The sequence below is a fragment of the Arthrobacter sp. YD2 genome (assembly GCF_030410475.1).
GTDB lineage: Bacteria > Actinomycetota > Actinomycetes > Actinomycetales > Micrococcaceae > Arthrobacter_B > Arthrobacter_B zhangbolii.
Map to the genome: position 1 here is coordinate 444,487 of NZ_JAUHHB010000001.1, position 13,750 is coordinate 458,236.

Consider the following 13,750-nt stretch of genomic DNA (forward strand, 5'->3'; position numbering starts at 1 on the left):
TGAGCATGGGTGTTGGGAGGTTGGCGAGTGAGGCTGATTCGGTCATGTTTTTGATCGCCTCCATGACTCCGCTGTTGAGCATGGGTGTTGGGAGGTTGGCGAGTGAGGCTGATTCGGTCATGTTTTTGATCGCCTCCATGACTCCGCTGTTGAGCATGGGTGTTGGGAGGTTGGCGAGTGAGGCTGATTCGGTCATGTATTTGATCGCCTCCATGACCCCGCTGTTGAAGGATGTTGAGGCTATAAGCTGTCCCACTGATGACTTGACCGTGGCGGCTGTAAGTGCGGCTGTACTCAGCCCGGCTAGATCGAGTATGCGCTCCAGCAGTTCGTCACCGGCGCCGTATGGTGTGCGGTTGGCGACATGAGCCAGTTTTTCACGCAGTTTCGAGAAATCAAGTATGCCGGAGCGGTGCCCATCTCTTACGGCATCGGCTATGTGGGTAAGGTCGTGACCGCTCCGGACAAGATCAGCAATTGTCCGCTCGGGCGTTGTCGTAGGAAGAGCATCGACGAGAACGACATCGTCCGCGCTGAGGGAGAGCCGATGCAGGCGAATGGCACGGACAGTTTGTTTCCGTTGTCTGGTGGTGATCTCAGGAACGTCGTGCAGCAGATCTCCCATGGAGTGCAGTGCGGCTGCTGAAGTATGGGATGCCACGATGGCTTCACGGGACCTGGTTATCCGTTGTTCTACTGTGTTCCCGGGATCGAGGCTAAGCCACGATGCGTGAAGGGATCGAAAGTTATCCGTCGTGCTTGAGGCCATGGAGTAAATCCCTTGGTCTACACGATCAAGCAGTCCAGCTCCTACCAGGCGGACGAGTTGCATGCGTGTAACGCCGTGTGCTGCCGCTTGACTGGTGGTTAGCAGTCCCCATTGGGCGGCCGCGAGCTCGCTGACCGTCGCCAGAACATCCTTAGACATACTGAGATTGTATCACCTAACGTTACAAAATCAGCACTCAGGAAGATCGATAGATTCCTTATGCTGACTTTGTCCCCTTTATAGGTTACAAAGTCAGCATGAAGGGTAGTAGCGTGCCCGCCGTGCCTACACTCGTGTTCGAAGGGGCCTCTCGCCGTCCGTTCCTGGACGATCAGTTGCCAACAGGAAGCTGATTGACGGCAGTGCTGCGGCAAGACAATTATTGCTCGCTGCAAGTAAGAGGCATTCTCGCCGCGACTCACAGTCTGCAAATTGTGTGAGTCTCGGTGTGAACACCAGCCACGGTAGATGCCAGAGCGCGGGCACGACTCAGAAGTGCCACGTGCAAGGGACTGCGTGCGGACTCGGATTTATTGAGGCGTCTTGCATCCCATGGGTTGTGAGACACCGTGAAAGAGACAGTTTCGACGACGGAGTTTTCCCAGCGTTGAGTGTCTTGCAGCGGTGTAGCAAAAGTCCTCATCTAGCCTGTGGTGCACTCTTTGGATGCAAGACACTCTTGCTTTGACTGACTGGAAACCGAGAGTGGAGTCCAGTCGCTCCTCGAGATTGTTCGATTAATCGAGCACCTGGTCGCTCTTGACGTGACCCCCACCACATGCCACCCTCATCATATACGATTTCGTACTTGATCCAGGAGAGACATGGGCAACGACGCCACCACGGACACGCTCAAGCAGGCCGGCAAGGTCATCGCCGTCCACATCAACTACCCCTCGCGGGCAGCAGAACGCGGACGCACCCCGGAACAGCCCTCCTACTTCCTCAAGCCCAGCTCCTCACTGGCTCTGACCGGCGGCAGCGTGGAACGCCCGGCCGGCTGCGAACTGCTCGGCTTCGAAGGCGAAATCGCCCTCATCATCGGCAAGACCGCCCGCCGCGTCAGCATGGCAGACGCCTGGAGCTACGTCGGGGGAGTGACCGCCAGCAATGACCTGGGCGTGTACGACCTGCGCTGGGCCGACAAAGGCTCCAACCTCCGCTCCAAGGGCGGCGACGGCTTCACCCCCGTCGGCCCGGCCATCCTCAACGCGGCCGACGTCGACCCCGCCGGCCTCCGCATCCGAACTTGGGTCAACGGGGACCTCACACAGGACGACACCACCGCGGACCTGCTCTTCCCCTTCGCCCAGCTGGTGGCCGACCTTTCCCAGCTGCTCACCCTGGAACCGGGCGACCTGATCCTCACCGGCACCCCCGCCGGTGCCTCCGTGGCCGTCCCCGGCGACCGCCTCGAAGTGGAAGTGGACGTCCCCGGCACCGATCAGACCACCGGCCGCCTGGCCACCACCGTCACCGACGGCACGACCCCGCTCGCCCCCTTCGGCGCGCAGCCGAAAATCGACGACAAACAGCGCGAAGAAGCCTGGGGCTCCGCCGAAAAGGCCGGCCTCGCGCCGCAACAGGAAACACAGCAGGACCAGCTGCAAACCTTCACCCCGGAACTGAAGGCCAAGCTCGAATCCGTCGCCACCGCCACCCTGTCCTCGCAGATGCGGGTCCGTGGCCTGAACAACGTCTCCATCGACGGCCTCACCGGCACCCGCACCGGCCGCAAGGTGGTCGGCACCGCCCGCACCCTTCGCTTTGTCCCCAACCGCGAGGACCTCTTCAAGACCCACGGCGGCGGCTACAACGCGCAGAAACGCGCCATCGACTCCGTGGGCGAGGGCGAAATCCTGGTCATGGAAGCCCGCGGCGAAAAGGGCACCGGCACCCTGGGCGACATCCTCGCCCTGCGCGCCAAGCACAACGGCGCCGCAGCCATCATCACCGACGGCGGCGTGCGCGACTACTCCACCGTGGCCGGCATCGATCTGCCCGTCTACTGCGCCAACCCGCACCCCGCCGTCCTCGGCCGCAAGCACGTCCCCTGGGACACCGACATCACCATCGCCTGCGGCGGCGCCACCGTGCAGCCCGGCGACATCATCGTGGCCGACGACGACGGCATCCTGGTCCTCCCTCCGGCCATCGCCGAGGAGCTCGTGGAGGCCAGCATTCGGCAGGAACACCAGGAAGAGTTCATTGCCGAAATGGTGAAGGCCGGCCACGGCGTGGACGGGCTCTACCCGATGAACGCGGCCTGGAAGGAAAAGTACGAGGCCTGGGCAGCGGAACAAGCATGAGTGCAGCAGCCAGCAGCAACGGACAAGCCCCCAGCGCCGCACCCATCAGCGCGGGACAAACCAGCACCGCCACCGGCTCCAAATCGGAGCAGGCCTACACCCAGCTGAAGGACCGCATCCTCGGCGGCGAGATGAGCCCGGGCTACCGCTTGGTGCTCAGCAGCATCGCCACCGAGATGGGCTTCAGCGTGGTCCCGGTCCGCGAAGCCATCCGGCGGCTCGAAGCCGAAGGGCTGGTGCACTTTGAACGCAATGTGGGTGCGACCGTGGCCGGCATCGACCCGGACCTGTACCTGCACACCATGCAGACCCTCAGCATCATCGAAGGCGCCGCCACCGCGCTGGCCGCCCCGGACATCAGCGCCGAGGAACTGGTCCGGGCCAGGGACCTGAATGACCAGATGCGTGAGCTGCTGGCTGCCTTCGACCCGGTCCGCTTCACGCAGCTAAACACCGAGTTCCACGCCCTGCTCTACGCCCGCTGCCCCAACCCGCACATCCTGGACCTGGTCCACCGCGGCTGGAACCGGCTGGGCCGCATGCGCTCCTCCGTCTTCCGGTACGTGCCGGACCGGGCCCACGCGTCCGTTGCGGAACACGCGGCGCTGCTGGATTTTATCGAGGCGCATGCCGCTCCGCGCGTCATCGAAGTAGCCGCCCGTACGCACCGCACCAACACGCTGAACGCGTTCCTGGCCCAGACCAACCAGCCGCCGTCGCCGATCTAACCGCCGCCGATCCGACGAGCCCCGATCCAAACGGCCGCTGATCCAACGAGCCAGACCCAAACACCCCGCCGAGTTCGAGACCAGAGGAAACCATGAGCACGCACTTTGTCCCGGAGAACCTGCCCACCCACATCCAGCACTTCATCAACGGCAAGTTCGTGGACTCCGCCAACGGCGCCACCTTCGAGGTGCTGGATCCGGTGACCAACAAGACCTACGCCACCGCCGCCGCCGGGCAGAAGGAAGACATCGACGCCGCTGTCGCCGCCGCCCGTGAAGCCTTCGTGAACGGCCCGTGGCCCAAAATGAAGCCGCGCGAACGTGCCCGGGTGCTGAATAAGATCGCCGACGCCGTCGAGGCACAGGAAAACCGCCTGGCCGAAATGGAAACCTTCGACACCGGCCTGCCCATCACCCAGGCCAAGGGCCAGGCCCTGCGCGCCGCGGAGAACTTCCGCTTCTTCGCGGACCTGATCGTCGCGCAGTTCGACGACGCCATGAAGGTTCCCGGCTCGCAGATCAACTACGTGAACCGCAAGCCCATCGGCGTGGCAGGGCTCATCACCCCGTGGAACACCCCGTTTATGCTCGAATCCTGGAAGCTTGCCCCGGCCCTGGCCACCGGCAACACCGTGGTGCTCAAGCCCGCCGAATTCACCCCGCTCTCCGCCTCCCTCTGGGCGGACATCTTCACCGAGGCCGGTGTTCCCGCCGGTGTCTTCAACCTGGTCAACGGCCTGGGCGAGGAAGCCGGCGACGCGCTGGTGAAGCACCCGCAGGTCCCGCTGATCTCCTTCACCGGCGAAACCACCACCGGGCAGACCATCTTCCGCAACGCCGCGGAGCACCTGAAGGGCCTGTCCATGGAGCTCGGCGGCAAGAGCCCGTGCGTCATCTTCGCCGACGCGGATCTGGACGCCGCCATCGACTCCGCCCTGTTCGGCGTCTTCTCCCTGAACGGTGAACGCTGCACCGCCGGCTCCCGCATCCTGGTCGAGCGTCCGGTCTATGACGAGTTCTGCGAACGCTACGCCGCCCGCGCCAAGACCATCGTCGTCGGGGACCCGCACGATCCGAAGACCCAGGTGGGCGCCCTCGTGCACCCCGAACACTTCGAAAAGGTCGCCTCCTACGTGGAGATCGGCAAGACCGAAGGCCGCCTGCTCGCCGGCGGCGGCCGCCCCGAAGGCCTGGAGGAGGGCAACTACATTGCCCCCACAGTCTTCGCCGACGTCGCCCCCAACGCCCGGATCTTCCAGGAGGAAATCTTCGGCCCCGTCGTCGCCATCACCCCGTTCGATACCGAAGCCGAAGCCCTGGAACTGGCCAACAACACCAAGTACGGCCTGGCCGCCTACATCTGGACGTCCGACCTCACGCGCGCTCACAACTTTGCGCAGAACACCGAGGCCGGCATGGTCTGGCTCAACAGCCACAACGTCCGCGACCTGCGCACCCCCTTCGGCGGCGTGAAGGCCTCCGGCCTGGGCCACGAGGGCGGCTACCGCTCCATCGACTTCTACACCGACCAGCAGGCCGTGCACATCACCCTGGGCAAGGTCCACACGCCCAAGTTCGGGACCGACGACGCCGCCAAGGTTGACGGCTAAAGAATCCCGGACACATCGCCTTACTTTTGCAAAGGAGCAAAACCATGGAGATTGAAAACCCCATCCCCACCCCCAGCATCAACCCGCCGGACATTGTCCGCTGCGCCTACACCGAACTGGTGGTCACCGACCTGGAACGGTCCCGCCAGTTCTACGTGGACGTCCTCGGCCTGCACGTCACCGAAGAGGATGAAAACGCCATCTACCTGCGCTCCCTGGAGGAGTTCATCCACCACAACCTGGTGCTGCGCAAGGGCCCCGTGGCCGCCGTCGCCGCCCTGTCCTACCGCGTCCGCACCCCCGAAGACGTGGACGTAGCCGAGGCGTACTACAAGGAGATGGGCTGCCGAACCGAACGCCGGGCGGACGGCTTCGTCAAGGGCATCGGCGACTCCGTCCGCGTGGAGGACCCGCTGGGCTTCCCCTACGAGTTCTTCTACGAAGTGGACCACGTGGAGCGCCTCACCCAGCGCTACGACCTCTACTCCGCCGGCGAGCTGGTCCGCCTGGACCACTTCAACCAGGTCACCCCGGACGTGCCCCGCGGCCGCGCCTACCTGGAGGACCTGGGCTTCCGGGTCTCCGAGGACATCAAGGACTCCGATGGCGTCACCTATGCCGCCTGGATGCACCGCAAGCACACCGTGCATGACACCGCCCTGACCGGCGGCGACGGCCCGCGCATGCACCACATGGCCTTCGCCACGCACGAAAAGCACAACATCATCCAGATCTGCGACAAGATGGGCGCCCTGCGCATCTCCGACCGGATTGAACGCGGCCCCGGCCGGCACGGCGTGTCCAACGCTTTCTACCTCTACATCCTCGATCCGGACGACCACCGCATCGAGATCTACACGCAGGACTACTACACCGGCGACCCGGACAACCCCACCATCACCTGGGACGTCCACGACAACCAGCGCCGCGACTGGTGGGGCAACCCCGTGGTCCCGTCCTGGTACACCGAGGCCTCCCTGGTCCTGGACCTGGACGGCAACCCGCAGCCGCTGACCAAGCGCACGGAGACCTCCGAAATGGCGGTCACCATCGGCGCGGACGGGTTCTCCTACACCCGCGAAAACGACGAATCCGGCAGCTACAAGGGCGAGGCCGCCAAGGGCTTCAAGATCGGCTCCCAGCTCTAGCCCCGGCCCCGCCGGAAAGGCCCGACGACGGCGCGGTAACGACGACGGCGCGAGCCCGGCGCCGTCGTCGTCCTCCCGAACGCTGGTCCCACCACGCCCCACCCTTAGTTTTACCGAACAGAAAGCAGCACGGTGCTAGATAAAGAGACCCTGAAGGCGGTGGCCAACGAACTGGTCGAAGCCAAGCGGACCCGGACCCCGGTGCCGCTGCTGACCGCCCGCTATCCCGAGATGACCGTGGAGGATTCCTATGCGGTGCAGAACCTCTGGGCGGACCGGCTGCTGGCCTCCGGCCGGAAGCTGGCCGGGCATAAGATCGGCCTGACCTCCAAGGCCATGCAGGCAGCCACCGGCATTACCGAGCCGGACTACGGTGTGATCCTGGATGACATGGTGCTGGAGAACGGCGCCGTCCTGCAGTGGGATGCCTACACGCATCCCCGCATCGAGGTGGAGCTGGCGTTTGTGCTGGGCAGGCCGCTGGCCGGCCCGCACTGCACGCTCTTCGACGTCCTGGACGCCACGGACTACGTGGTGCCGGCCCTGGAGATCCTGGATTCCCGGATCCAGATGGATGGCCGGACCATTGTGGACACCATCTCCGACAACGCGGCCATGGGCGCCATGGTGGTGGGCGGCAACCCGGTGAAACCGGCCGACGTCGATCTCCGCTGGGTCTCCGCCCTGCTCTACCGCAACCAGGGCATCGAGGAAACCGGTGTTGCAGCAGGCGTGCTGAACCACCCCGCCGCCGGCGTGTACTGGCTGGCCAACAAGCTCGCCGTGCACGGCACCTCGCTGCAGGCAGGGGAAATCATTCTTGCCGGATCGTTCACCCGGCCCATGTGGGTCTACCAGGGCGATACCGTCTTCGCTGACTACGGACCGTTGGGAACCATCACATGCCGCTTCGAGTAGAGGAAACCTTCGGGGCCCGGCTTGCCGCCGGCGGCCGCCAGACGGGCATGTGGGTCTGCTCCGGCAGCCCGCTGGTCGCTGAAATCTGCGCCGGCTCCGGCTTGGACTGGCTGCTGATCGACGCCGAGCACAGTCCCAACGGGATTGAATCCCTGCTGGCGCAGCTGCAGGCCGTGCATGGCTACCCGGTCACCGCCGTGGTCCGCCCGCCCATCGGGGATGCGGTGCTGCTCAAGCAGTACCTGGATCTGGGTGCGCAGAACCTGCTGATCCCCATGGTGGACACCGCCGAGCAGGCCGCTGAACTGGTCCGCGCCGTCCGGTATCCGCCGCACGGGATCCGCGGGGTGGGCAGCGCCCTGGCCCGTGCCTCCCGCTGGAACCGGATCGAGGGCTACCTCGAAAATGCCGCCGAGTCCGTGACGCTGCTGGTGCAGATTGAGTCCGTGGCCGCCGTCGAGAACGTCGCCGAGATTGCCGCCGTCGACGGGGTGGACGGTCTGTTTCTCGGCCCGGCCGATCTGGCCGCCTCCATGGGGCTGCTGGGCCAGCAGGAGCACCCGGACGTGGTCTCCGCCGTCGAGCACTGCATCCGGGTGGTGAAGGCCGCCGGCAAACCCGTGGGCGTGAACGCCTTCGCCGAGGCCACCGCCCGCCGCTATATCGACGCCGGGGTGGACTTTATCCTGGTGGGCGCCGACGTTGCGATGCTGGCCCGGGGGAGCGAGGCACTGGCGGCGAAGTACATTCCCGCCGCGGATGGAGGGACGCGGGCCAGTTACTGAGCGGGCCGGAGGGTTCGCGGGAATCGAGAAGGCACAAATTACCGTTTTTCGGCTGAAAATCGGTAATTTGTGCCTTCTCGTTTGGCTGCCAACCTCGCGGTGACTCGGTTTTCCCACGCTCTGGTGCAGGTGGGGCGGATGTTTCCCCAAGCGTCGCACCAGTAACACTCCGTGGGAATCTGTGCGGGCCGGGGAGAGTCCCGGCCTGGAAAATCGACCGGTTCGGGAATCTGCTGCCGGTTTGGTTTTTTGCTGCCCGTTTAAACCGGCAGCACAAACCCAAACCGGCAGGGAATGCACAAACCGGCGGCAAAGTGCCGGGCCCGCACAGCCAGCCTGCCAGCCTGCCAGCCTGCCAGCCTGCCAGCCTGCCAGCCAGCCCGCCACCCACCGGGGCACCGTGAGCCGCCACGCACCCGCAGGGTATCCGCAACCCTTCGTCCCATGTATATTGTTTCGCATGCGAAATAATGACGTGACCTCGATCACTGCCGAACGGATTTCCATCCCGGTTCCCGCCGGCGGTGCGGTGGCCGGAACCCTGCGCCTACCCGACGGCGCGCCCCTGGCCGCCGTCGTCATCCATCCGGCAACGGCGGTGGCGGAACGGCTCTACACCGGCTTCAGCGAATACCTGGCCGAAAACGGGTTTGCCGTGCTGACCTATGACTACCGCGGCACCGGCGCCTCCGGCAGCCCCAAGGCCAACCGGCAGCTGAGGATGCGCGACTGGATGAACCAGGACGTCCCGGCGACGTCGGCCTGGATGAGGGACCGTTTCCCCGACCTGCCGCACCTGGCCGTGGGCCACAGCCTCGGCGCCCACGCCATGGCGCTGAACAACGGGCTGGAGGACCTGCGCGGATTCGTGGGCGTGGCCTCGCACGCCGGTGTCACCAGGGCCATTGAGGACCGGAAGGAACGGTTCCGGGTGGGACTGATCCTGAGCTTCCTCGGTCCGCTGACCGGCCGGCTGCTGGGTGCCGTGCCCGGCCGGAAGCTCGGCCTGGGGGAGGACATGCCCGGTGCCGCAATGCTGGAGTGGAGCGGCTGGAGCAAAAAGCCCAACTATTTCTTTGATGATCCGAGCATGGACGCCGCCCGGCGCACCGCGCAGGTGAAGACCGACGCCCTGGTGATCGGGTTCACCGACGATCTCTGGGCGACGCCGGGGCAGATCAACGCGGTCTTCACCCACCTGGTCAACGCCTCGGTGGAGCGGCGCACCTATTCACCTGCCGACGCCGGCATTCCGGCCATCGGGCACATGGGCTTCTTCCGCCGCAGTTCGCGTGAGAAGCTGTGGCCGGAGGTGCTGACGTGGTTGACGGAGAAAGCAGGGCTGAGCCCGCAGTAGGCGCGCCCCGCCGGAGTGCCGGGCCGGGGGAAGCAGTGCGTACGGCGAAACCGCCGCGCCTGTTTTTCCTTACGCTGACTGCCGAGCGCCGGCTGCGCCGATGGATTGCCGGCCGGGGCAGGGAGCATGGCATCAGTGCCTCCGCGGGCGGGGTGCTCCTGTACGTTGCCTCCCATCCCGGCGCGAGCACGGGCGAAGTGGCGGACGCGGTGCAGGCTTCCCCGGCCGGGATGAGCGGGCTGCTGGCCCGGATGGAGTCCGCCGGGCTCATCACCCGTGCACCTGATCCGGCCGATGCCCGGACTATCCGCCTGTCCCTGACGCCGGCCGGAACGGAGGCGCTCGGCGTCGTCCACGGGGCCATCAACGAACTGAATGCGCGCATCAATGACGGCTTCACCCCCGAGGAACTGGAAACGGTGGCCCGCTGGCTGCGGCACGTTTCCACGGCGTTGGACTGAGCGGGGCGGCCAAGCAACCGTAAATACGGATTGCTTGGCCGCCCCATGAGTCAGCCGCCTGGCTAACCGGCCTATTGTTCGCCGGAGACCCAGCGGATGATGCCGTCGAAGATCTGCTGGTATCCCGGCCATTCCTCGCAGAAGGCCACCGGAGCCCAGTGCGGGGAGCAGTCAGACGTGAAGACAGCGCTGCGTCCGGAACCATGCTCGGACAGCGCGATCAGCGGATCACCGTTAATGGATGCCACCAGCTCGGCACCGGGACGCAGCGTGGTGCGGTTGTAGCCCAGCAGTGCCGGCCACTGTTCGCCGGCGCTGCCCAGCACGGAATGCCCGGGCATCTCCACCTTGGCGGTCAGACCCGAGGGCAGCTCCCACCGGTCGTCCTCGGCCAGCATGCCAACCGGCAGCACCTCGGCGATAGCGGTATTGCGGAACGCGGCACGGGCCTGGAAGCCGGAGAAGGACAGGTAACCGCCGATCATCACCAGCCCGCCTCCGGCGCGGGTCCAGTCGGCGAGTGCCTGCAGCCGGTCCTCGCCCGGCGTGAAGCGTTCAAAAACACCGGGGGCGAGCTGGATGGAGTTGGCGCCGATGTCCGAGAGCACAACGACGTCGTAGCGGCCCAGCGCCTCGGCGCTGCCGGGAAACTCTGTCGGCACCAGATGGGCCGGCATGTGGGTGACCTCGTGCCCGGCGGCTTCCAGGGCGTTCTTGAGCGGACCCACACCTTCCACGTAGGAGTGCACGGAGAACTCGTCGACGCCCTTGACGTGTGTGGAGGTGGTCATCCAGCTTTCGCCGGCAATTAGTACTTTGGCCATGATTCCTTCTTGGATAACTAGTGGTCTTGTAACTGGTGGAGTGGTTTATGCGTGGTGTGAATGGACAAACAGCTGCGCCGGATTCCTGGTCATCAGTTCCCTGGCGGTTTCCCCGGATACCCCGCGTTCCGCCAGGAAGCGGGGGAAAACGGAGGGAACAAAGCCGAAGCCGTTGCCGCCGTAGCGGCTGAGCATCCCCTTGAGGAATACGTCGTGGCTCAGCAGGATCCGGTCCCGGTAACCTGCCTCGATCAGCCGGGCCACCGCGCCCGCAGCCTGGTCCGGGGTTGGCGAGATTCCTTCGCCCGGGTAGCTGTACGGCATGCCGAGCATGTCGAAACAGAGGTAGGTGCCGCGTTTCGCCAGCTCCAGCTGGTAGCCGGGGTCCTCCGATGAGGGGTCCATGTGGCACAGCACCACTGCCTCGGGCCGCACCCCGCATTCATCCAGCACGATGTCCAGCACCCGGTGGCCAACCCGCAACCAGCCGGGGAGATGGATAAACAGCGGCACCCCTAACTGCAGCTGGGCACGGGCGGCGGCACGCAGCGATTTTTCCTCCGCTGCGGTGAACGACGGCGAGACGCCGATTTCCCCGATCACACCGGGACGCACGCCCGGCCGCTCGAAGTCGGCGAGAATCTGTGCGGTGAGCTCCTCCTCGGAGGCCGCCAGTTCCTCACCAGCCTGGAATTTCTGCAGATACCATCCCGAGCCCATCACTACCCGGACCCCGGAGGCCTCGGAATACTTCAGCAGGGCCTCGGGATCCCGGCCCAGGCCGGGCGGAGTGAGGTCAATGACCGTAGCCCCGCCCGCTGCCCGGAAGGCACACAGATCCTCAACGACTGCTGCGGGGTCATGCAGGCCGCAGTTGTCTTTGCTGTTATACGGATGTTCGCGCAGAACCGGTGCCAGTTCTGCGGTCACCGGACCCGCCAGCAGGGTCCGGATCTGCGGGTCCTCAGCGGGAGTGAAGGCACGCGCCAGATCGTTTGCCAGGTGCTCGTGCGGCAGGACAAGCCCCAGCTCGGTGTGCTCAACCGGGCCGCCAACCGTCTGGACAGTGGTCATTTTCCGCTCAACCTGCTGACGAGATCGGAGAGTTTCTTGCCGCGCATATTGATCCAGATCGCGGCGAGGAGAACGAGGCCGGTAACAATCGGGGTGAGGAACGGACTCATGCCCACCAGGGTCAGGCCGTTGGCGATCAACCCGGTGAGGATTGCCCCGATCAGGGTTCCCACAACCGTGCCGCGTCCGCCGAACAGGTCGGTACCGCCGATGACGACGGCGGCGATCACCGTCAGTTCGAGCCCGACGGCGGAGTTCGCCGAACCTGACCCCAGGCGGGCTGCGATCATCACACCGGCGATGCCGGCGGCCAGGCCGGAGAGGGCCATGACCAGCATCTTGATGCGGCGGGTATTGACGCCGGCCCGGCGGATCGATTCCTCGTTGGAACCGATGCCGGTGACGTACTGGCCGAAACGCATCTTGTGCATAAGGATCAGTCCGGCGATGAAGACAACAATGCCGATCCAGGCCAGCCAGGAAATCCCGAGGAAGGACCCGGAACCGATCTGCCGCATCACGGTCTGCTCGCCGATGGGAATGGAGAACCCTTCGGTGGAGAGCAGCGCCAGCCCGCGGATCACGGACATGGTCGCCAGCGTGACGATGAAGGCCGGGATGCCCTGGTAACTGACCAGGTAGCCGTTGACCAGCCCCCAGGCGAGCCCCATGAGGCAGGCCAGCAGGATGACCACCGATGATTCCATGCCCGTGGCGATCAGTTCGGCACTGGTGGCTGCGATGAACGCGGCAATGGCGCCGACGGAGAGATCGATCTGTCCGGCCGTGATGACGAACGTCATGGCCACGCCGATCACCAGGACCGGAGCAATCTGGGTGGCCAGATTGGCCAGGTTGCCCAGCGACAGGAACGCCGGGCTGGCGATGGAGAAAATCACCGCGATGAGCACGGTGACCGCACCCATCAGCAGCGTGGGTTTATTCGAGCGTTCCAGCCACGAAGGGGAACTGGTCCGGACGGCGCGTGCGGTCGGTGTGGGGGTAGTCATCAGGATGCCTCCGGGTACTCTTCGTCCGACCGGGTGATCATGGCGACGAGGGATTCAATGTTCAGGGAGCTGATGGGCCGGTCATCCACGCTCTGGCCCTCGTACATGGCGGTGACCCGGTCGCAGACCCGGAAGATGTCCTGCAGCCGGTGGGTAATCAGGATGACGCCCACCCCCTCCGCAGCAACCTGGCGGATGAGGCGGAGGACCGACTCCACTTCGGCCACGGCGAGGGCCGCCGTCGGCTCGTCCAGAATCAGCACGTCCGGCTTGAAGGAAACCGCCCGGGCGATGGCGACAGTCTGGCGCTGGCCGCCGGAGAGGGTACCGATTTCCTGGTGGGTGGACTTGACCCTGACATGCAGGTCATCCAGGACCCTGGCGGCCTGTTCATGCATGGTCCGCCGGTCCAGGAACCTGCCCTTGACCGGCTCACGGCCAAGGAACAGGTTGCTCGCCACATCGAGGGTGTTGCAGAGGGCCAGGTCCTGGTAGACGATGCCGATGTTTTCCTTCTGCGCGTCACCGGGGCTGTTGAATTTCACGGACTTTCCGCGGATCAGGATTTCGCCTTCATCGTGCTGTTCGGCGCCGGCCAGTACCTTCATCAGCGTGGATTTGCCGGCGCCGTTGTCCCCCACCAGGCCAAGGACTTCGCCGCGGTGCAGTTTGAGGTCCACGCCCTGCAGTGATTTCACCGGACCGAAGGACTTCTTGATGCCTCGGAGTTCAACGAGGAGTTCGGGAGAGGTCATCG

At 65.1% G+C, this 13,750-nt stretch carries 13 protein-coding genes; 8 read left to right on the forward strand and 5 right to left on the reverse strand.

All coding sequences use genetic code 11. The features are described from left to right. Nucleotides 1–928, reverse strand: a 928-nt coding sequence (locus QWJ37_RS02230; protein ID WP_290243780.1) for a type IV toxin-antitoxin system AbiEi family antitoxin domain-containing protein, incomplete at its 3' end; no start/stop codon positions are given. Between the two features lie 665 nt (nt 929–1,593). On the opposite strand from QWJ37_RS02230, the gene QWJ37_RS02235 reads away from it, so the two are divergent. From QWJ37_RS02235 to QWJ37_RS02270, 8 genes are all read left to right on the forward strand, one after another. Continuing rightward, nucleotides 1,594–3,078: a fumarylacetoacetate hydrolase family protein gene (locus tag QWJ37_RS02235; protein WP_290243782.1), complete on the forward strand. Its 1,485-nt coding sequence runs from the start codon at nt 1,594–1,596 to the stop codon at nt 3,076–3,078. Then, the gene (locus QWJ37_RS02240) at nt 3,075–3,806 is read left to right on the forward strand and encodes a GntR family transcriptional regulator (protein ID WP_290243784.1); all 732 of its coding nucleotides are present in this window, start codon (nt 3,075–3,077) and stop codon (nt 3,804–3,806) included. Before QWJ37_RS02235 ends, QWJ37_RS02240 begins: the two co-directional genes overlap by 4 nt. A gap of 92 nt (nt 3,807–3,898) precedes the next feature. Continuing rightward, the gene (gene hpaE, locus QWJ37_RS02245) at nt 3,899–5,416 is read left to right on the forward strand and encodes a 5-carboxymethyl-2-hydroxymuconate semialdehyde dehydrogenase (protein WP_290243786.1); all 1,518 of its coding nucleotides are present in this window, start codon (nt 3,899–3,901) and stop codon (nt 5,414–5,416) included. 50 nt (nt 5,417–5,466) lie between these two features. After that, nucleotides 5,467–6,564, forward strand: a complete 1,098-nt coding sequence (gene hpaD, locus QWJ37_RS02250) for a 3,4-dihydroxyphenylacetate 2,3-dioxygenase (protein ID WP_290244819.1) — start codon at nt 5,467–5,469, stop codon at nt 6,562–6,564. 132 nt (nt 6,565–6,696) lie between these two features. After that, a complete protein-coding gene (gene hpaH, locus QWJ37_RS02255; protein ID WP_290243788.1) occupies nt 6,697–7,482 on the forward strand; it encodes a 2-oxo-hept-4-ene-1,7-dioate hydratase in 786 nt (261 codons plus the stop codon). Continuing rightward, a complete protein-coding gene (locus QWJ37_RS02260; RefSeq protein WP_290243790.1) occupies nt 7,467–8,267 on the forward strand; it encodes an HpcH/HpaI aldolase/citrate lyase family protein in 801 nt (266 codons plus the stop codon). Before hpaH ends, QWJ37_RS02260 begins: the two co-directional genes overlap by 16 nt. 460 nt (nt 8,268–8,727) lie before the next feature. Continuing rightward, the gene (locus tag QWJ37_RS02265; RefSeq protein ID WP_290243791.1) at nt 8,728–9,624 is read left to right on the forward strand and encodes an alpha/beta fold hydrolase; all 897 of its coding nucleotides are present in this window, start codon (nt 8,728–8,730) and stop codon (nt 9,622–9,624) included. A gap of 35 nt (nt 9,625–9,659) precedes the next feature. Further along, nucleotides 9,660–10,085 carry a MarR family transcriptional regulator gene (locus QWJ37_RS02270; protein WP_290243792.1) on the forward strand — a complete coding sequence of 142 codons (426 nt, stop codon included), beginning with the start codon at nt 9,660–9,662 and terminating at the stop codon, nt 10,083–10,085. 71 nt (nt 10,086–10,156) lie between these two features. On the opposite strand, the gene QWJ37_RS02275 is transcribed toward QWJ37_RS02270, so the two are convergent. The 4 genes from QWJ37_RS02275 to QWJ37_RS02290 are packed head-to-tail and all read right to left on the reverse strand — an operon-like array spanning nt 10,157 to nt 13,748. Beyond that, nucleotides 10,157–10,909 (reverse strand): glutamine amidotransferase, encoded by a 753-nt coding sequence (locus QWJ37_RS02275; RefSeq protein ID WP_290243793.1) that lies wholly within the window; start codon nt 10,907–10,909, stop codon nt 10,157–10,159. A gap of 45 nt (nt 10,910–10,954) precedes the next feature. Continuing rightward, complete coding sequence (locus QWJ37_RS02280) at nt 10,955–11,983, reverse strand: hypothetical protein (RefSeq protein WP_290243795.1); 1,029 nt, start codon at nt 11,981–11,983, stop codon at nt 10,955–10,957. Continuing rightward, entirely contained in the window at nt 11,980–12,993 is a 1,014-nt protein-coding gene (locus tag QWJ37_RS02285; RefSeq protein ID WP_227902886.1) for an ABC transporter permease, read from the reverse strand. The genes QWJ37_RS02280 and QWJ37_RS02285 overlap by 4 nt, the downstream gene beginning before the upstream one ends. Next, nucleotides 12,993–13,748, reverse strand: coding sequence for an ATP-binding cassette domain-containing protein (locus QWJ37_RS02290; protein ID WP_290243800.1), 756 nt, complete (start codon nt 13,746–13,748; stop codon nt 12,993–12,995). The genes QWJ37_RS02285 and QWJ37_RS02290 overlap by 1 nt, the downstream gene beginning before the upstream one ends. Nucleotides 13,749–13,750 lie beyond the last annotated feature (2 nt).